Source organism: Photorhabdus sp. HUG-39 (assembly GCF_963878365.1).
Lineage (GTDB): Bacteria > Pseudomonadota > Gammaproteobacteria > Enterobacterales > Enterobacteriaceae > Photorhabdus > Photorhabdus kayaii.
In genome coordinates this window covers 1-21,100 of record NZ_CAWNWY010000054.1, presented here as the reverse complement: position 1 = coordinate 21,100, position 21,100 = coordinate 1, and the positions used below count along the sequence as shown (strand labels likewise).

The following is a 21,100-nucleotide window of genomic DNA, read 5'->3' as shown; positions in this document are numbered from 1 at the left end:
CCAACCTTCAGCGCCAGCGAGAATGGCGCTGATGACAAGAAAAATAACATCAATCAGCTCGTATTGACGATTGATGTCAGAACGAGTTTCTTTCACAACGGTTAAATGTTCAATCAGGGTCTGGTTCGGATTCATGGGCGAGTATTAAAAAGAAAAATAAGGAGAATGAGATCATATAATTACGGTTCATTCAAGGGGGGGGTAAAAAAGTATGCTCGCGCCCTGGGTAACCAGGTACTACGGGAACAAGCTCAAAATGAAGTAAGACTCTTTGCAGAGCAGCTCAATGTTCCAATAATATGTTCTTTGGCTGCAAAAGGTGCAATATCTGAAAAACATCGTTTATTTTTAACCGCAGCTAATAAATATCTTGATGGAGTATATCGTCGGCCAATAGTATCAGACCTTTTCGACGATGTTGATCTTCTTATTTTAATCGGTTACGACTTTGGGGAAGATCTAAAACCATCTTTGTGGGGCTGTAATAAGGATACTATTGTAATAAATAGTTTCGATATTCCGATGGAAGAAGTTTTTCAGCCAAAAGTGAATTGTTTAGGCAATATTGAGCAGTCATTGCGTTATCTCAGGAATGTTTGTACTGTGAGGAACCAAGGTTTCTCTGAAAAACATAAAGAGCTTAAAGAGATCTTCGATGAGCGAAAAGCAATTAGTGTTAAGCCTGGAACGACTGATATTCCTAGGATTATGAAGGTAATCAGCAACTATTTGGGGGATAGTGGTATTCTATGCAGTGATGTCGGTTTGCACAAACAGTACGCTGGTTTATTAGCCCGTACTCATATGCCTAATAGATTCATCTGTTCCAACGTGTGTGGAAGTTTTGGTTTCGGCCTTCCCGCAGCGTTAGCCGCGAAGCTTTGTAATCCCTCAGAAAAAGTTGTAGCCATTTGTGGCGATGGCGGTTTTCATTCTACAAGTCAAGACTTGGAAACAGCTGTTAGATACAAATTGCCAGTTATCATCATAGTACTGTCAGATTCTTGTTTCGGTTTAATAAAGTATTATCAAGGCTTACATAGTGAAGAACCGGTAAAAGGCATGACAGAGCTAGGGCCGGTTCAATTTCATTTATTGGCGAATGCTAACGGAATGAAATCTGTTTTACTCAAGAATCCAGAAGAACTTCCGAAAGTCTTGGAACAGGCATATCTTCTTAATGAACCGTTTTTAATTGAGATCCCTGTTGCTTACGACTATAACCTATTAAAGTATGTAGCTTGATTCGATGCATGATTTATGGATTTGATATACTTATAGAGTAAATTTATATGGACGCAAGAACTGACTATTTTATTCAGTCCGCATTAGAAGTTTTTGGAGAGAATCTCCTTGGTATTGTGGAAACTGATTCATATCTCCGTCAACCCGATTATTCTTCTCGGTGTGTGAGGCATTTCTACGTGATTTTACCTGATAATTTCGTCACAGGTTGCATTACATCGCTAAGATACCTTCAGGCGGAGTTTTTTGAGTTTACCCTAAATTATCTTACGATTAATGAGTTGTCATATTATCCGCCTCATTGTATGTGGCAATTTACTAAGAATCCTTGGCTCTTACGGTCGGAAAAAATAAGTGATGTGGTACTCCCTAATATCAAAGGAAATCTTGATATATATAGACAAGCAGTTTTTAGCGTTGCTCATATTGCACGTCTTTACTACCTCAGAAACTTGACGCCAAAGACTCACGTTTGGGGAGTACGCCAGCTTGGTTGGGCAATGCGTTACGCCGAATTGGGGCTATATCGTTTGCTCGAATCGGAGGAACTATCTTGTATTCACAAAAATAGTGCATATGTTTTGAAAATACCAACAGAAGATCTTAATTGGCTGGTCACTTGCAATACATCTTGGCAAAAGTTTGAAAAAGAACTTTTATCCAATATTAATATTTTTCGTGATGCAGCGGCACGGTTAAGTGGAATCGCGGAGTACTATTCGACGTTGTTGCAGCACTTTTACCCGGAGACACGTATTGTTTCAGCACAGGGTAAAGTAGACGATCTTCTTTCATTACAACCGATTATTGATCAAGTGATTATTCTTTTAAGGCAGTTTATTGGAGATAGATTATTAGCCTTTTATCTCCACGGTAGTGCTGCCCGAGGTGATATGAGAAGTGGTTCAGATATAGACTCTATTGTTATCGTGGATAAGGTCGATACAGTTATCCTTGAAGCAATTCGCTCAACACAATCTAGGTTTAAGGATTTATCCATCTCTGTATATAGTGAATCGAATGTTCACCAGTATCCTAGTTTCAGAGCATATGCGCTCATTAATGGAACTAAGCGTGTCTATGGGGATCTTGCTTTAGAAATGAAACCGTCATTGAAAGGCGATATATATGGCATTATTAATAATTTATTTACTATAAGGCAAATAGCTCGTTCTTATCTGATTTCTGGTACATATGGACATCGAGCACATTATATGCTTGGGCTGATGATGAAACTTACCGATCACGGTTGCTTACGCCCTTTGCAAATCCTAAAAAGTGGTTTCTATCCAACAAAGAAAACTCAGGTTTTGGAATATTACAGAGACAACGAAATTCTCACCGACATTATTAAATATACGCAAAACCTAAAAGAAAGTGAGAATACGCTGAAGAAAAAATTGCTTATTGGAAGTCGAGCGGAATTAGAAAATTTATTCTATTCATTACTTGACGCATGTGAAATAGTGGCAGAGAAATTACATATGGTACAGGTCGAGAAGTCAATTTTATAGACGGAATGATGCTAGTTCTTTTAGCTAAACATATTACGATGAGTAAGATATTGATTCGTATCCAAACATCGTCATTAGCTAGTGTAATAATTTGATTATTGTAATCCTATTTAAATCAATGTGTCAGTTTAATGAACATATATTATGAAGAGGAATAGAGCATGACATCGAAAATTTTGGCAAGATCAATTAACGAATTTTTTGAAGTACAACAATTGTCAGACCAAACTATTCTCAAGCCAAATCGAAAAATAAAGATGAAGATACTCGATGAAGGTTTAATGCAAACAGCCATCTGTAGAAGTAATATAGGTCGAATCGATGAAAAAGAGTTGAAGCTTGAGTACCGAGGCCATAATGTCCGAGACCTAGCAAATAACTATTCTTTTAGTGATGTTGTGTATCTTCTGATTACAGGAAAACTAAATTCAGAAGGATCAGAAGGAAGTGAAGAGTTTTTAGATATGCTCCATAACAATTACCTATCAGCACTCAAGCATATTGAAAAGTTAACACCAGTAATATTCGATACTACTCCCACTGATTTCCTCACAATTGCAGTTTTATCTTCGCAGGGTAAATGGCTTTCTGACTGTTCTGTAAAAACAAAGGACGAACGTTTGATAATTACTGCATCTATTTTGGCAGCAATAGCTGCCGCAATTGCTATATATGCTCAGAAATATGCTATATCCGAACCTGTATTTAAAACTTTTTTCGGTACTAAGCATCGATTCTTTGCAAGCTTTTTAGCAACATGTTTTGGCCAACAGTGTGACGATGTAGCAGAAGAAATGTTAAACAAGTTTTTAATTCTTCATGCAGAACATGGGCTGAACTGCTCAACTGCAACCGTTAGAGCTGTAGCGAGTTCCGGTGCAGATCCATTTAATGCTGTAGCTGCGGGTATTTGCGCATTCAGCGGTCCTCTTCATGGCGGAGCGAGTGGGGCAGTTGGTTTAATGATCGATGATATACACGATAATTCTAAAAATATTAGTACTTTTATTGATGAACTAGTAGAAAGAAAGCAACGTCTTATGGGATTTGGTCATCGAATTTACAAACAACCAGACCCACGAGCTTCTTACATGAGCGATATTCTTATCAAACAGAAGGCAAAATTCGATGTTATTTCTTCCTATGTAAATATTTCACAGGAACTTGCATCGGAAGTATCGAAAAGGCCGTATTTTTCGCAACGGGGATTATACCCAAATCCGGATCTATTTAATGGGTTGCTACTTCGTAGAGCTGGTTTCAAGTCGCACATGAATACTGCTCTCCTTTGCTTTAGTCGTGCTGCTGGTTGGTTGGCTCATTACTATGACAGTATTGACAGTAAAGCGCCAATTCTGCGACCACAGGAGCTATATTTATGAAAACAAAGCATAAACCAGTACGGAAACTAATTGTATTTGGATGTGGTCCTCACTTTTTAAATAGATATTTAGATGTTCTATTGGAGTACCGCGATACCATTGAGGTTATGCTTATAGTTGACTTGAAATGCCGAGAAATGAAAATTCGCTGTGCATTAAATGAGAAGGGATTAAAGCCCAGAGCATACTTATTTCTTGATGAAAAATACAGAAATTATCCAGATTCAGACGAAATTTACAGGTTACTTTCTGCAATTCCAGAAGTCTATCAGGCTGATGCTGTTATAGTAAGCACTGAACCAAAAGCTCATAAAGTATATGCTCTATGGGCAGCCGAAAATGGACTGAACGTGTTAGTAATAGGAAATTATTCCAAAGGTATTCAACATCGAATGTTTTTCAGCATGGATCTGATAGAAACAACCTTAACTGGCAGGATAATGCCGAATAGTATTCCAAGCGATGGACGAATACGACAGGAAATCGTAAATATTCATCTAGGGCATTTCTGCTCAATTAGCATCGTATCGAATTCTTTTCGGAAACTGACAGAAGGTGACACGATACCGGAAGATTTTAATATAACTATTGCTACCCATCCAATGTTTACCCGGAGGGGAGAACAAACTGTGTTACGAATCAACCGCAAAGATCTATCACAGTTAAACCCAAGCCTCCCTCTATGCGCGGGCTTGAATGTCCACGCAAGAAAAGAGCAGCTTCGCGATTTTTTAAGTGGTGGAGATGCGAACTCAGAGTTATCAACTCACGAAAATTCAGTTGCATTGCTTGCTGCGGTTTATGAACAGGTCTCTAAGACAAACACAGTTCCTCAATAGTTCAAGTAGAGTAGAGGCCGAGTTATGAACAGGTCTCTAAGACAAACACAGTTCCTCAATAGTTCAAGTAGAGTAGAGGCCGAGTTATGAACGGAGAATTAGATCTGCTACCTTTTACTACATTTGTTCGAGGTTTCCTTTTTTGGGCCGCAGCTACTGCGGCCGTGGGTTATATACCTTTGTTTGTAGAAACAACGGATTTTTCCACAACACAAGCAGCCGTCTTCCTATCGGGAACTGCTATTGGAAGAATGGTATTCCAGCCTATTATGGGGCAATTTATCTCACTTAAAAATTGTTTACAGATATATACCGGTGCATTAATTGGACTTATGTCTTGTAGCATCTGTTTATTCCTTTTTAGCAACCCTGTTAGTTTACTATTGTGTTCCAGACTGCTGGAAGGGGCTTTTTTTTCAGGATTCATTATCTCTTGGCGAACGCAGCTTAATAGATTTTCCCAATCTCCGAATTTTGAGTCGGTGAATGATAGCTATGTTATTTCCCAAAATGCTGGGCGTTTAGCGGGTCCAATGGCAGGTGGGATTATCGTTGCGAAGTTTGACCTTTATAGTGTTTTCTTATTCTCAGCAATTCTGTATTCCTTGTGTCTGATAATATTGCCCCAAAAAACTGCTATTACATCTACTGACAATCATAGTCGTGAACATATTCGGATAACGTTAGCTCAACTCCTTAGTCGTAATTGGAGGTTACTTCTGGTTCACCATCTGGAATTTATGTGTCTTGGTTTATGGTTAGCCTCATGGCCTATCTTTGCTGTATACGCTAGTGGATTCAATCCAATAGAGGTTGGCTATTCGTTTGCTGTTGCGGCTGCGGGAGGTTTTTTTGTTTTACCACTGCGTAAGCTGTTACGAAAAATAGCTTTAAAGGCACGATTCGTCATCTCTCTTATACTTTTGTTTTTGCAACCGAGCGGTGCTCTTTTGATATCAGCTCACTTAGGCTTTTGGGTAATGTTACTATTGGGTGGTCTTGGCAGTACCATTTATTTCACTGCCTTTCATCAGTTTATATCGAAGACTTATCCTGTTGAACAAATACCTGCAATTTATGGATTCTTAGGAACAAGTACTTTCTTAGCTCAAGCAGTCGGCCAAGCTGTAACACCATATGCTCAGCAATTTGGTGGAGTTGATGCACCAATTATTATCGACGCTATATTGCTTCTTATCATGATATCAATCGCTTTTAGCATATATAAAAAAGGGAGTGAGAAATATGACTGATTCTAATTTTTTCTTAAGTGAATATGATGGTGTCGCGCTTTCGCCTATTTCATTTCTAAGACGAGCAATACTGAGTAATGGAGATGATATTGCTGTCATAGATGGAGAATGTCATTGGACTTGGAGCCAATATGCATCTCGGTGTGAAAGGCTTGCAATAGCTTTGAAAAAAATGGGCGTTTGTAAAGAAACAGTTGTGTCCGCGCTTCTACCCAATATACACGAGCTTCTTGAATTACATTTTGCGGTTCCAATGGCAGGCGGTATCTTGAATGCGCTCAGTACCCGAACGGACTCAAATACTTTAAATTTTATATTTAAAAAACTTAATCCTAAGGTATTGTTTATTGATAGAACCTTTATTTCACTGTTGGATGATGTTTCTCTAGACAAACAAGTAAAGATCATCGTTATTGATGTGGATGGCGCAGTCATTTCAGAATCAATTTCTGACCGGGAATTTATTCAATATGAATCGCTGATAACTACGCATAAATCGGGAGAGTTGTCTTTTTCTCTACGAGATGAACAAGAGGCGATCAGCATAAATGTAACTTCAGGAACAAGTGGACAACCTAAACTTATTGTCTATTCTCACCGTGGCGTGTTTCTTAATTCTATTTCTAATGTTCTGGATTGGGATATACCAAAACGACCGACGTTCTTATGGACGTTACCAATGTTTCACTGTAATGGGTGGTGTTTTCCGTGGGCTATCACTGCTCGGGGAGGTACACACATCTGTATGCGCAAGTTTGACGCAGAAGAAGCGATATTGCTAATGCAGAAGCATAAGGTAACACACTATTGTGGAGCGCCTATTGTCCATTGCGCATTAGGTACTATTGCGCGGAAACAAGGGCTGCATTTTAAGGAGAAAATTCATGGATTAGTCGCAGGTGCGCCGCCTACAGAGATGATGTTTTCTCTATTAGATTCCATTGGAATAGCAGTAACGCAAGTCTATGGTATGACTGAGACATATGGCCCGGTCGTTGTGTGTGAAGAGAAGAGCGATTGGGAGAAGCTCTCTAAATCCGTAAGAATATCCAAGAGGATGCGTCAAGGCATTGTCTCAAATTTACAAGGTCAAGTTTGTGTTATTGAGGAAAATACGGGGTTACAGGTGCCTTTTGATGGAAAGACTGTTGGTGAGCTCGTAATTCGTGGAAATATGGTTGCATCTTATGATCCAGATCGGCATGTGACTCTTGATGCAGCAAGTCAATGGCTTTTCACAGGGGATCTGGCTGTCGTTGAAAATGATGGCTATGTCAGAATTGTAGATAGAAAGAGAGATATTATTATTTCTGGTGGTGAGAATATTTCTAGTCTGGAATTGGAAAATATACTGTCAAACTATCCCGGTGTTTTAGCTGCCGCCGTTGTAGCAAAGCCAGATTCACATTGGGGTGAAGTACCGTATGCATTTATAGAGCTCGAAGAAACTTCATCAGTTACAGAGTATGAATTGGACAATTATATTTGTACGGTAATGGCGCGCTATAAGCGCCCTAAAGGTTATACTTTTTTAACTTTACCCAGAAACGCAAGTGGAAAAATCATAAAAGGGCAATTGAGACAATTGATTAGGAATTCCTGAGATCTCAAGAGTGGGATAGGTTTTTAGAATCACATGTCTTTCATTATTATTAATGCAGATTTTTATCTGTGAATTCAGAGAACAGAGATTTTAAATTAAAGAGATGATTATTAGTCAATGGAAATATTTCAGGGCAATGTTCTAAAGTGAAAATAATAACGTCAAATATGTTTTTCATGATGATAATATGGATATTAATAAAGTTAACGTAGAAAACATCGAAAATAAATTTTCTTTACATCTATTATTAAACTGATAATTTATCTTTATAGTTAAGAGGAGTGAATTTTATGACATTGGTGATTTAAGATGAATAGCACTGAAACAGTCAGTATCCAACATATTATTAATAATCAAAAATTCTCGAAAGTTCAATGGCAAGTATTAATTTTATGTTTCTTAATTGTTGTTATTGATGGTTTTGACACGGTATTAATGGGGTATATTGCACCCGCAGTGGTCAATGATTTTAAAGTAGAAGGTGCTATTCTTGGGCCGGCTATGAGCGCCGCTCTTTTTGGGTTATCGTTGGGTTCGATTTTTGCTGGCCCACTTGCAGATCGGTTTGGTCGAAAGTCAGTGCTGACAATATCCGTCACTGCTTTTGGCCTGCTTAGTCTTGCTACCGCTGTTGCAGATTCAATACAGACATTAACTATTTTGCGTTTTTTGACTGGGTTAGGTCTTGGTGCGGCAATGTCAAATGCAATAACCTTAATATCTGAATATGCCCCAGAGAATCGGCGATCTTTGTTAATAAATATTGTTTTTTGTGGTTTTCCTCTTGGTGCAGCGGTGGGTGGGATAATTTCTGCATGGATTATTCCACATTTTGGTTGGCAAGGGGTTTTGATTTTAGGGGGTATTCTGCCGTTATTTCTATCGCTATTTCTCTTTTCTCTATTACCTGAATCACTTAGGTATTTGGTTTCGAAAGGGGGGGCAGAAGGTAATATAAGACGAATTTTGTCTAAAATGACCGGTAATACTTTAAATGATATAAATAAGTTTACCTTTGATGGAGAAGAAATTATACATAAGTCGTCAATTAAAACGGTTTTATCTAATCGATTCTTAATTGGGACGGCAATGTTATGGATAACCTATTGCATGGGAGCATTGGTTTTTTATGTTCTGACAAGTTGGATGCCGTTTTTAATGAACGATGTTGGTTTCAGTATTAGCATGGCAGCAACATTGACAGCATTATTTCCTTTGGGAGGTGTAATCAGCACGGTTTTTTCCGGTTGGTTAATGGATCGAATTAATCCTCATAAAGTAGTTGCAACTAATTATGCCCTAGCGGGTATTCTGGTCTTTTTTATTGGTCAGGAAGAAAATGTATTATTATTGAGTATTCTTATATTTCTTGCCGGGATAACGATGAATGGCGCTCAGGCGTCGATGGGATCAATCTCTGCACAATTTTATCCGACTCATTGTAGGGCCACGGGGGTTGCCTGGATGTTAGGATTTGGAAGATTTGGTGGGATTTTCGGTACTTTATTTGGCGCAGAATTGATCAGGCTTGAATTAAGTTATAGCACTATTTTTGCCATTTTATCCATTCCAGCTATTTTAGCGGCTTTATCATTAACATTTAAGGATGTGAGTTATAGAAGGCATAAATAGCTAACCTTGAATAATTTAAATATAAAAATATGAGGAGGATACTTTGCTATTAATTACTTGGCGGATAATGTCTTATATCATGTTGGATCATAAGTGTTAATATCCATATTATTTTTAAAATAATATCAATCATAAAGTTTAAATTAATGTTGTTATTGGTTTGTTGTGATTTTAATAAATAATTTAATGTAGGTGTTTAGTTATAAATATATATAGTGAAAAAGTTATTTTTTTATATTTAAAATTTGAATTAGATATAGGGTGTCTTAAAATTAAATTATTTAAATTGGAGGGTGTCTAATTTATGCGATAGTAAATATTATTGAATAGGATATAGATTGCAATGTGTATTATTACAAAACAATATGTAATTAAGTTAAATGTAATTTGTATTTATCTATTTGTGGTATATTCATTAGCGGTATTGTCTTATTGTTGAAAAATAATTTTTTATGAATTATTTTTAGCTTGGCGTTATATTTTGATATAATTGAATGCACAAGATAATTTTATGCCTCTTGAATAAGTGTATTTGTAATTAGTATATATTTTTATTATTGGGGCGGAGGGTTATTTCACAGATGATTATAATGTTTTGATAATTAAATGTAAATTGGTCTATTTTATTTTTAAAATACTTAATTTGTTTTTGAAATCATTTTAATTAGGTATTAATTGAAAACAGATAAAGTTAAAGGTTATTTGGTAATTATGAATAATAAATGTAGGTAATGGTTAAGTTTTTAATTATGGAATTTATGATCAGTCAACAAAAATTACAGTGAATTAATTGAGCTTATCTGAAAAATAGGAATAAAAATGGAATATCTCATTCTGTGGTCAGGATAATTGGTATTGAAGATTGGCTAAGTGGCCGTTATTAATCAGGCTGTGGCATCCGATATCTGAGTCTCTTGGATGAATAGCAGATGTGTCCATTTTTATTTTTAGGCAAGAAGTAGGAGAGAAACATTAGTGATGACTGTCGGGAATGACGGTTCTCAAATTTCTAACAGATTCGTTGAGGTAGTAGTAGATGAAAAATAATATTGCTAAAGTGGGAAGTGAGTTTAAAACTCAGACGTCAAAAAATATAACCGATGCAAATGACGTTTCACAACAAACTCGAAATACAAAGAATATCCTTCAGAGACTCACATCCAGTGAATTATTCTGGTATGAGCGTCTTGCTGCTTTGCAACCCCTCCAGTTACCTTTCGAAACCGCCGGAGAACAAACAGAACCCATATGGGCAATGAGCGCTTGGCAGCCCCCTCTGCCAAAAAATGGTGAAGAGGAGCCATTGCGAATGTTGTTGCAGACTTTTGTCATTTACCTTGCGCGTTTGACTGAGCAGACCGTATTCCAAATCGGTTGGAGCGTGGATAAGGTAAAAGATGAATCGGCAAATCTGGCACCGGTGGTGCCTATGGCCATTGAGGTAGCGTTTGATAAGCCTTGGCGTGAGGTAGCTGGCTGGGTTGATGATGAGTTGTCTCGGTTGGCGCAGCACGGCACATTTAGTTGTGATCTCTTCTCTTGCTCTCCTTCATTGCATGCTATCCCGGCGTTGGCAACAAGTCGGCCGTGGCGAATCGCTGTTTCGTTGATAAAGGGTGATAGGCCGCGGGATCAAAAAGTGTCCGGCGAATTGTTGACCCTCCAGATAAATGCACAAGGGGGTTTTCGTTGGATCTACGATGAAAACCGCCTGAGTACGGAAGTCGTTTTGCGGATGAGCGAGCACTTACAGGTGCTGGCAGCATCGAAAAGGACGGGGGATGAAATGCCTATAGGGCAGCTTAATTTGTTGCCAGAGGCTGAACGTACATTACTACTGGAAACTTGGAACGCGACTGAAACCCCCTATCCTGATCCGTTATGTATTCATCAGTTATTTGAGCAACAGGTAGAGCAAGCTCCAGAGGCCACGGCGTTAGAGTATCAAGGGCAGCGCCTCAGTTATGTTGAATTAAATGCCGGCGCTAACCGGCTGGCGCACCAATTGATTGCATTGGGTGTCGTACCGGACCAGCGGGTAGCAATTTGTGTGGCACGCTCCCCGGCGATGGTGGTGGCGCTGCTGGCGGTGTTGAAAGCGGGTGGGGCCTATGTGCCGCTGGATTCAACCTACCCGGCTGAACGTCTGGCGTATATCCTAAATGATACTGCCCCGTCAGTGGTATTGGCTGATGCGACCGGGAGGGCAGCATTGGGTGACGTCGCGCTAGCCGGGTTGACCGTGCTTGACCCGAATATCCTACCTGACCAACCGGACAGCAATCCCTTAGTGACCGCATTGACACCACAGCATCTGGCCTATGTGATTTACACCTCCGGTTCAACCGGGCAGCCGAAAGGGGTGATGATAGAACATCAGGCGATTTATCAGCGTTATCTGGGCTTTAATGACACTTATACCGTCACTGAGCAAGATCGGGTGTTGCAATTTGCCGCTTTTGCGTTTGATGTTTCAGTAGAGGAATTTTTCTCGGTATTGTGTAACGGGGCCACACTGGTTATCCGGGATGATAGCTGGCTAGCTTCGGTACGGGAATTTATTGCTTTAACCCGGCAACATCGTATTACGATCGTTTCTCTGCCAACCTTATTCTGGTCTGAACTGGCGGCCAGAGATCCCGGGTTACCGCTGCCGGATTGCCTCCGGCTCGTCATGATTGGTGGTGAGGCGGTAAAAAAGAACGCCGTTCAGGACTGGTTTATGCAAGAAGGCTACCGGCCCCGGTTGTTGAATGGTTATGGCCCGACGGAAAATACCGTGACGGTGACCTATAAGGAGATATTATCCCCGGAAGATGCCCGTTCTATCGGTCGGCCGGTTAAAAATTCCCGCATCTATCTGTTGGACAGAGAGGGGCAACCGGTTCCATTGGGTGGCATTGGCGAAATGTACATTGGTGGCGTGGGGGTGGCGCGGGGTTATCTGAACCGACCTGCATTGAGCGCGGAACGTTTTTTGCCAGACCCCTTTAGTTCGGAATCCGATGCGCGAATGTATCGCTCCGGGGATTTGGCCCGCTTTCTGCCGGATGGTGAGCTGGAATTCCTGGGTCGTAACGATGAGCAGGTTAAAATCCGCGGCTTCCGGGTTGAGTTGGGGGAAATTGAAACCCGTTTGGTGGAACACCCGGCGGTACAAGAGGCGGCGGTGCTGGCACTGGATGATGGGCAGCACAAACGGCTGGTCGCCTATGTGGCGGCACAAGTACATGAGAGATTAGCTGCTGATTTACGTGAATACTTGAGGGCGATTTTACCTGACTATATGGTTCCGGTCGCTTTTGTGTGTCTGGATACCTTCCCGCAGACCCCAAGCGGCAAACTGGACCGCAGGGCATTACCGGCGCCAGGAGAGGAAGATTTTGCTCGTCAGATTTATGAAGCGCCGCAAGGGGAGGCTGAGATCGCCTTGGCGGCTATCTGGCGTGAATTATTAGGCATTGAGCAGATAAGCCGGCATGACAGTTTCTTTGCGTTGGGCGGCCATTCACTGCTTGCTGTACGCATGATTGAACGCCTGCGTCACTTGGGGTTGACATTAACTGCGCGTGATCTGTTTCAGTCGCCGGTGCTGTCAGCGCTGGCCCAAGCGTTGGGACAACATCAGGCCGTGATAATACCGCCTAATGTCATCACTCCCACCACCACGGCGCTGACGCCGGAGATGTTGCCACTGATTGATCTGACTCAGGCTGATATTGATCGCATCGTTGAGCTGGTACCGGGCGGGATGACCAATATTCAGGATATCTATGCGTTGTCGCCGTTGCAGGACGGTATCCTGTTCCACCACCTGTTGGAACAGGAAGGCGACCCGTATCTGTTACTCTATCCGGTGGTCTTTGCTAACCGATCTCTGCTGGAGCGTTATCTGGCGGCGGTACAACAGGCGATTGATCGTCATGACATCTTGCGAACGGCTTTTTTTTGGCAAGGATTGTCAGCCCCGGCACAAGTGGTTTGGCGTCGGACACAGTTGCCTGTGACCGAACTGGCGCTAGACCCGGCTGACGGCCCAGTCATTGACCAGTTAACCCGGCGTTTTGATCCGAGTCAGTATCGTCTGGATCTGGGGCAGGCCCCGTTATTGCATTTTGTTATCGCTCAGGAAACTGATGGCCGTTGGTTCTTACTGGAATTACAACATCACCTGATTGGCGACCATGAAACGATGGAAGTAATGCACCGTGAAGTGCGGGCGTATTTTGCCGGGCAGGAAGAGAGTCTGCCTACGCCGGCCCCTTTCCGCAATCTGGTGGCTCAGTCTCGGTTGGGGGTGAGTCAAGCAGCGCATACCCGTTTCTTTACCGACATGTTGGCGGAGGTGGATGAGCCGACGTTGCCATTTGGGCTGGCGGAGGTGCATCGTGACGGATCTCGCATGACAGAATCCCACCGGATGCTGACCGCTACGTTAAATGATCGTCTGCGCAGTCAGGCCCGGCGTTTGGGTGTTAGTCTGGCGGCGTTGTGTCATCTGGCTTGGGCGCAAGTGTTGTCGCATACCAGCGGGCAAGAGAAAGTGGTGTTTGGCACCGTCCTGTTTGGCCGTATGGCGGCGGGGGAAGGAGCAGACAATGGCATGGGGTTATTTATGAATACCTTGCCGTTGCGACTGGATATTGACGAGACCCCGGTAGAGGATAGCGTACGGGCGGTGCATCTACGATTGGCTGAATTGCTGGAGCATGAGCATGCTTCACTGGCGCTGGCCCAGCGGTGCAGTGGGATACAGGGTGAAACCCCACTCTTTAGCGCCCTGTTCAACTATCGCCATAATGAGCAACCGGCGGCGTTGGATGAGACGATGGCCGGGATTGAATTCCTGGGCGAACAGGAACGGACTAACTATCCATTTGGCCTGTCGGTGGAGGATGGGAGTTCCGCGTTGGGGCTGACCGCTCAGGTGGTACAGCCGTTTGAACCAGAGAGACTATGCGGTTATATGCAGCAGGCGCTGGAAAGTTTGGTAGAAGCGCTTGAACAGACCCCGGAGACGCCGGTACGTGTGCTGAACGTCCTGCCTGAAACGGAGCGGACACTGTTGCTGGAAACCTTGAATGCCACTGAAACCCCCTATCCTGACCCATTATGTATTCATCAACTGTTTGAACAGCAGGTAGAGAAAACCCCGGAAGCGACCGCGTTAGTCTATGAAGGGCAAACGCTCAGTTATGCCGAATTAAATGCTCGCGCCAACCGCTTTGCTCACCAACTAATTGCATTGGGCGTTATACCGGATCAGCGGGTGGCGATTTGCATGGCACGTTCACCGGCGGTAGTGGTGGCTTTATTGGCGGTGCTGAAAGCGGGTGGGGCTTATGTGCCGCTGGACCCGACTTATCCGGGAGAACGTCTGACGTATATCCTGAATGATACCGCCCCGTCAGTGGTATTGGTTGATGAAGCTGGCCGGGCGGCGCTTGGCGAACTGGCACTGGCCGGGCTGACGGTACTTGACTCGCATATTTTGCCAGATCAGCCGGACAGTAACCCGCAGGTAGCCGAACTGACACCACAACATCTGGCTTATGTTATCTATACCTCCGGTTCAACCGGGCAGCCGAAAGGGGTGATGATAGAACATCAGGCGCTGTATCAACGTCATCTGGGTTTTAATGAGACCTATGCAGTCACCGCGCAAGACCGGCTGTTACAATTTGCCTCTTTTGCGTTCGATGTTTCGGTCGAGGAATGCTGCTTGTCATTGTGTAATGGCGCCACGTTAGTGATGCGTGATGAGCGTTGGCTGACTTCGATGCAGGAATTTATTGCCTTAGCCGGGCAAAACCGTATCACAGTGATGTCTCTGCCGGCGTTATTTTGGTCCGAATTGGTTGCCAGAGATAATGGATTACCGTTACCAGATTGCCTCAGACTCATCATCATTGGGGGGGAGGCAGTGAAAAAGAGCGCCGTTCAGGATTGGTTTACGCGAGAAGTCCACCGCCCTCGACTGCTGAATGCCTATGGCCCGACGGAAAATACCGTGACGGCGACCTGTAAGGAGATATTATTCCTGACAGATGATCATTCTATCGGGCGGCCGGTTAAAAATACCTGTATTTACCTGCTGGACAAATACGGTCAGCCCGTTCCATTAGGTTGCATTGGCGAAATGTATATTGGCGGCGTGGGTGTGGCACGGAGCTATCTTAACCAGCCGGAATTGAGTGCGGAACGTTTTATAGCCGATCCCTTTAGTCCGATATCCGGTGCGCGCATGTATCGCACTGGCGATTTGGCCCGCTACTTGCCGGGTGGTGAGCTGGAATTCCTGGGCCGTAACGACGAACAGGTAAAAATTCGAGGCTTTCGAATTGAACTGGGGGAGATTGAAACTCGGTTGATGGAACACCCAGCGGTACAAGAGGCGGCGGTGTTGGCACTGGATGACGGGCAGCACAAACGGCTGGTCGCCTATGTGGCAACGCAAGCGCATGAGAGATTAGCTGCTGATTTACGTGAATACTTGAGTACGATTTTACCTGACTATATGGTACCGGTTGCCTTTGTACGTCTGGATACCTTCCCGCAGACCCCGAACGGCAAGCTAGATCGCCGGGCATTACCGGCACCGCGGGAGGAGGATTTTGCCCGTCAAGTCTATGAAGCGCCGCAAGGGGAAGCTGAGATAGCTTTAGCGGCCATCTGGAGTGAGTTATTGGGTATTGAGCAGATTAGCCGGCATGACAGCTTCTTTGTGTTGGGCGGCCATTCACTGCTCGCGGTACGCATGATTGAACGCTTGCGTCGCTTGGGGTTAACACTGGCGGCGCGAGATCTGTTCCAATTTCCGGTGCTGTCAGACTTGGCTCAAACAGTGGGACAGCATCAGGTTGTAGTGGTGCCGCCTAACGTCATCACGTCAGCCACTACGGCGCTGACGCCGGAAATGTTGCCGCTGATTGATCTGACTCAGACTGATATTGATCGCATTGTCGGGCAGGTGCCGGGTGGAGTTGCTAATATTCAGGATATCTATGCCCTGTCTCCGTTGCAGGACGGTATCCTGTTCCATCACCTGTTGGAACAAGAAGGCGATCCGTATCTGTTGCTCTATCCGGTGATCTTTGAGAATCGCTCTTTATTGGACCGTTATCTGGCGGCGGTGCAACAGGCGATTGATCGCCATGACATCCTACGTACGGCTTTTATCTGGGAAGGATTATCCGTTCCGGCGCAGGTGGTCTGGCGTCAGGCGCGGTTGCCTGTGACGGAATTGACGCTAGACCCGGCGGACGGTCCAGTCATTGACCAGTTAACCCGGCGTTTTGATCCGGGGCATTATCGTCTTAATTTAAGTCAGGCACCGCTACTGCATTTTGTCATCACTCAGGAAACCGATGGACGCTGGTTCTTACTGGAATTGCAGCATCACTTGATTGGTGACCATGAAACGCTGGAAGTGATGCACCGTGAAGTGCAGGCCTATTTTACCGGGCAGGGGGATAGCCTGCCGGCACCGGTGCCTTTCCGCAATCTGGTGGCTCAGACCCGGTTGAAGGGGGATCAGGCAGCACATACCCGTTTCTTTACCGACATGTTGGCGACGGTGGATGAGCCAACATTCCCATTCGGACTGACGGAGGTGCATCGTGACGGCTCTCAAATGAGGGAGTTTCACCGGATGTTGGCACCTGAGCTGAATGATCGGCTGCGTAGTCAGGCTCGGCATTTGGGTGTCAGTTTGGCGGCGTTGTGTCATCTGGCTTGGGCACAGGTACTATCGCATACCAGCGGTCAGGAGAAAGTGGTGTTTGGCACCGTCCTGTTTGGGCGCATGGAGGCGGGAGAGGGGGCAGACAATGGCATGGGGCTGTTTATGAATACCCTGCCGTTGCGACTGGATGTCGATGATACTCCGGTAGAGGAGAGCGTGCGTGCGGTGCATCTGCGACTGGCCGGGTTGCTGGAACATGAGCATGCCTCACTGGCGCTGGCCCAGCGGTGCAGTGGTATTGCCAGCGGTACGCCACTCTTTAGCGCTCTGTTCAACTATCGACACAATGCCTTATCGGCAATGTCGGATGACATCATCACAGGTGTTGAATTTCTGGATGGACAGGAGCGGACTAACTATCCATTTGGGCTGTCGATAGAGGATGGGGGTTCCACATTGGGGCTGACCGCTCTGGTGGTGCAGCCGTTTGAGCCAGAGAGACTATGCGGTTATATGCAGCAGGCGCTGGAAAGTCTGGTGGAAGCGCTTGAACAGGCCCCTGAGACGCCGGTACGTATGCTGAACGTCCTGCCTGAAACGGAACGGATACTGCTATTGGAAACCTTGAATGCTACTGAGACCCCTTATCCTGATCCATTATGTATTCACCAACTGTTTGAGCAGCAGGTAAAGAAAACCCCGGAAGCGACCGCATTAGTCTATGAAGAGCAGACTCTCAGTTATGTCGAATTAAATGCTCGCGCCAACCGCCTTGCCCATCAACTGATTGCATTGGGCGTCATACCGGATCAGCGAGTGGCGATTTGCATGGCACGTTCACCGGCGATAGTGGTGGCTTTGTTGGCGGTGCTAAAAGCCGGTGGGGCTTATGTGCCGCTGGACCCGACTTATCCGGGAGAACGTCTGGCATATATTCTGGATGATACGGCCCCCTCAGTGGTACTGGTTGATGAAGCTGGCCGGGCGACGCTTGGCGAAGAAGTGCTGACCGGATTGACCGTACTTACATCGAATACCCTGCCAGACCAACCGGACAGCAATCCATTGGTGACTGCATTGACACCACAGCATCTGGCTTATGTGATTTACACTTCCGGTTCAACCGGGCAGCCGAAAGGGGTGATGATAGAACATCAGGCGGTGTATCAACGTTATCTGGGTTTTAATGAGACCTATGCCGTCACTGCGCAAGACCGGTTATTACAATTTGCCTCTTTTGCGTTTGATGTTTCAGTAGAGGAATGCTGTTTGTCATTGTGTAATGGCGCCACGTTAGTGATGCGTGATGAGCGTTGGTTAACTTCTATGCAGGAATTTATTGCCTTAGCTTGGCAGAACCGTATCACAGTGATGTCTCTGCCGGCATTATTTTGGTCTGAACTGATTGCCAGAGACAATACACTCCCGCTACCGGATTGCCTCAGGTTCATCATTATTGGTGGTGAAGCCGTTAAAAAGAGTGCTATTCAGGATTGGTTTGCGCGGGAAACCCACCGACCTCGACTGTTGAACGCTTATGGCCCGACGGAAAATACCGTGACGGCGACCTGTAAGGAGATATTATCCCCGGCTGATGATAATTCTATCGGCCAACCGCTTAAAAATACCTGCGTCTACCTACTGGACAGAGACGGTCAACCTGTCCCATTAGGCTGCGTTGGTGAAATGTATATTGGTGGCGTCGGGGTTGCACGGGGCTATCTTAACCAGCCGGAATTGAGCGCGGAACGTTTTATAGCTGATCCCTTTAGTCCGGTATCCGGTGCGCGGATGTATCGCACCGGGGATTTGGCCCGTTACTTGCCAGACGGCAATTTGGAATTCTTGGGTCGTAACGACGAGCAGGTTAAAATTCGGGGCTTTCGGATTGAACTGGGGGAGATTGAAATCCGATTGTTGGAACACCCGGCGGTGCAAGAAGCGGCGGTGTTGGTGTGGGAGGATGGCCGGGACAAGCATTTGGTCGCCTATGTGGTAGCGGAAGCGAATGAAGGTCTGACAGCCAGTTTGCGTGCGCATCTGAGTGCCATTTTGCCGGATTATATGGTGCCGTCAGCTTTTGTGTGTCTGGATGCCTTCCCGCAAACCCCGAACGGTAAGCTAGATCGCCGAGCATTAGTTGCGCCGAGAGAGGAAAATTTTTCTCGTCAGGTCTATGAAGCGCCGCAAGGCGAGACAGAAACTACATTGGCGGCGATTTGGTGTGAGTTATTGGGTGTTGAGCAGGTCAGTCGACATGACAACTTCTTCGTATTAGGCGGCCATTCACTGCTCGCTATGCGAATGACGAATATTGCCGCTGGTCGAGGGATGGTTTGCACATTGAATACTTTGTTCCAATTCCCGGTGCTGGCTGAACTGGCCGCAAAAATCACCTCGGATTTACTGTCTCAACCGCAAAACAGCGCCATATCGGTACGACCTGATGGAACAGGGTTGCCGCTGTTCTTTGTTCCCAGTGGCATGGGTGACTATTCCTATGCTTTCGGGCTGGCTCGGCATATTTCGTCGGACTACCCGATTTATGCGCTGCCTTGGCCGTCCATCAGCGAAGAACCGATGTTAACGATGGAAGAGCAGGCTGCCAGAATGATCACCTTGATGAAAGCGGTTCAACCGGCAGGTCCATATCGGATAGGGGGTTACTCTTCTGGTGGCATATTGGCTTACGCCATTGCTCAACAGCTTTTGAGTGCTGGCGAGCGGGTTAATTTCCTGGGGCTGATTGACACGCTTGCTCCTCATTGTTTCGGTGGGCAGAGCTTTGGTCAGCAGATAGCGCAACCCAAACATCAATTTTTTGCTGAATTGGTCAGGCAATTAGGGGAAGAATATTCTGAAGAGATTGCGGTATTGTACCAGCGAATCGATGAATTGAATTTAGTGCAGTTTATTGCCACGGCGCAGGAGCTGGCGTTATATCCCGTCAATCTGAGTGCTGAATTAATGGCAAAGCGTTGGGAACAGATAGAGCATTATGATCAAATAGTCAGAGATTATGAGCCATCAGCATTAGCGGTAACGTTGCATCAGTTTTATGCGCTGGAACCTTATCCGTCTATTTCTTTTGTAACAGATGAAAAGTCAGCGCTTTTAAATATTGATCCGTCGCTAGGTTGGGCGCAGATAATAGTTGATACTTCACTTAAACTCATTGCTATTCCGGGTGACCACTTTAGTTTATTGGAAGATGATGAGAATAAAATTGCTTTAGCTCAGGCATTAAATGTGGCGCTGGCAATTAGTGATGAAGGGGAGGCGGTGTAATATTGATATATTAATGATTTAACCTTGATATGATAATCCGGTATATATTGTTTATGCCGGATTTTTTATTAAAGAAAAATAAAAATGGACATGTCAGACATCAATTCAATATATTCAGAAACTGAATGCCATGCCCCGATTAATAACAATAAATTAGCAACGCCCAATTAACATTTTTAGGATAATATTGATTAATTGACCGCAATTTTTATTAGCTTTAGCTTGCGCCCACTTATCGAAATGACATATATTCGAATTAAAGCCCATGCTCTTAATACCAATTATTATTAATTGACTCTGCAATACATTATCTTGTGGAAAGGCTTTTCTGTGTTAACAACGTAAGAACAGAATCACGTAAGGGAAAATCACAATGAATAGGGTATATACCCGTCATCTTTCAAGTTGCCTCTTTGTTGGCTGCACTCGCTCACCCCGGTCACATCGTTTGCTATGCTCCCGGGGATTCACTCCCTTGCCGTCGCGATGCATCTTGAAATCCATAGGGTATAAACATCATAGGGAATTAAAAATTTCTTAAAAGCAAAGTATAGAGGATAAAGTGAAAATAAAGAAAAAATAATATATATGTAACCCATTTTTTACCCCCTAATATGACTTGTATTGTCCATATATTATTAGAATCTATCTTTCATATTT

The 21,100-nt window shown here is 44.3% G+C and carries 9 protein-coding genes and 1 pseudogene; 8 read left to right on the top strand and 2 right to left on the bottom strand.

The window, feature by feature from the left end:
• Positions 1 to 135 (bottom strand): annotated as a pseudogene (locus AAC155_RS22650) (transposase family protein); the annotation flags it as partial.
• 30 nt (positions 136 to 165) lie between these two features.
• Between AAC155_RS22650 and AAC155_RS22645 the strand changes: the two are divergent.
• From AAC155_RS22645 to AAC155_RS22610, 8 genes are all read left to right on the top strand, one after another.
• Positions 166 to 1,245: a thiamine pyrophosphate-dependent enzyme gene (locus AAC155_RS22645; RefSeq protein ID WP_158536623.1), complete on the top strand. Its 1,080-nt coding sequence runs from the start codon at positions 166 to 168 to the stop codon at positions 1,243 to 1,245.
• 47 nt (positions 1,246 to 1,292) lie between these two features.
• Entirely contained in the window at positions 1,293 to 2,759 is a 1,467-nt protein-coding gene (locus AAC155_RS22640; RefSeq protein ID WP_205068584.1) for a nucleotidyltransferase domain-containing protein, read from the top strand.
• A gap of 161 nt (positions 2,760 to 2,920) precedes the next feature.
• A complete protein-coding gene (locus tag AAC155_RS22635) occupies positions 2,921 to 4,141 on the top strand; it encodes a citrate/2-methylcitrate synthase (RefSeq protein ID WP_113044225.1) in 1,221 nt (406 codons plus the stop codon).
• The gene (locus tag AAC155_RS22630) at positions 4,138 to 4,980 is read left to right on the top strand and encodes a hypothetical protein (RefSeq protein WP_113044224.1); all 843 of its coding nucleotides are present in this window, start codon (positions 4,138 to 4,140) and stop codon (positions 4,978 to 4,980) included. Before AAC155_RS22635 ends, AAC155_RS22630 begins: the two co-directional genes overlap by 4 nt.
• 86 nt (positions 4,981 to 5,066) lie before the next feature.
• A complete protein-coding gene (locus AAC155_RS22625) occupies positions 5,067 to 6,233 on the top strand; it encodes an MFS transporter (RefSeq protein WP_113044223.1) in 1,167 nt (388 codons plus the stop codon).
• A complete protein-coding gene (locus AAC155_RS22620; RefSeq protein ID WP_011147347.1) occupies positions 6,226 to 7,836 on the top strand; it encodes an AMP-binding protein in 1,611 nt (536 codons plus the stop codon). The genes AAC155_RS22625 and AAC155_RS22620 overlap by 8 nt, the downstream gene beginning before the upstream one ends.
• A 309-nt stretch (positions 7,837 to 8,145) precedes the next feature.
• Positions 8,146 to 9,468 carry an MFS transporter gene (locus AAC155_RS22615; RefSeq protein ID WP_113044222.1) on the top strand — a complete coding sequence of 441 codons (1,323 nt, stop codon included), beginning with the start codon at positions 8,146 to 8,148 and terminating at the stop codon, positions 9,466 to 9,468.
• Between the two features lie 1,036 nt (positions 9,469 to 10,504).
• Positions 10,505 to 20,440 carry a non-ribosomal peptide synthetase gene (locus AAC155_RS22610; RefSeq protein WP_113044221.1) on the top strand — a complete coding sequence of 3,312 codons (9,936 nt, stop codon included), beginning with the start codon at positions 10,505 to 10,507 and terminating at the stop codon, positions 20,438 to 20,440.
• A 467-nt stretch (positions 20,441 to 20,907) separates the two neighbouring features.
• Here the strand turns inward: AAC155_RS22610 and AAC155_RS22605 are convergent, their stop codons facing one another.
• Positions 20,908 to 21,039, bottom strand: a complete 132-nt coding sequence (locus AAC155_RS22605) for a hypothetical protein (protein WP_262405191.1) — start codon at positions 21,037 to 21,039, stop codon at positions 20,908 to 20,910.
• Positions 21,040 to 21,100 lie beyond the last annotated feature (61 nt).

What these genes read in the sequence shown, in the direction of transcription:
- AAC155_RS22645 (WP_158536623.1), top strand. Translation starts at nt 166, where the DNA reads ATGAGATCATATAATTACGGTTCATTCAAGGGGGGGGTAAAAAAGTAT.
- AAC155_RS22640 (WP_205068584.1), top strand. Translation starts at nt 1,293, where the DNA reads ATGGACGCAAGAACTGACTATTTTATTCAGTCCGCATTAGAAGTTTTT.
- AAC155_RS22635 (WP_113044225.1), top strand. Translation starts at nt 2,921, where the DNA reads ATGACATCGAAAATTTTGGCAAGATCAATTAACGAATTTTTTGAAGTA.
- AAC155_RS22630 (WP_113044224.1), top strand. Translation starts at nt 4,138, where the DNA reads ATGAAAACAAAGCATAAACCAGTACGGAAACTAATTGTATTTGGATGT.
- AAC155_RS22625 (WP_113044223.1), top strand. Translation starts at nt 5,067, where the DNA reads ATGAACGGAGAATTAGATCTGCTACCTTTTACTACATTTGTTCGAGGT.
- AAC155_RS22620 (WP_011147347.1), top strand. Translation starts at nt 6,226, where the DNA reads ATGACTGATTCTAATTTTTTCTTAAGTGAATATGATGGTGTCGCGCTT.
- AAC155_RS22615 (WP_113044222.1), top strand. Translation starts at nt 8,146, where the DNA reads ATGAATAGCACTGAAACAGTCAGTATCCAACATATTATTAATAATCAA.
- AAC155_RS22610 (WP_113044221.1), top strand. Translation starts at nt 10,505, where the DNA reads ATGAAAAATAATATTGCTAAAGTGGGAAGTGAGTTTAAAACTCAGACG.
- AAC155_RS22605 (WP_262405191.1), bottom strand. Translation starts at nt 21,039, where the DNA reads ATGGGTTACATATATATTATTTTTTCTTTATTTTCACTTTATCCTCTA.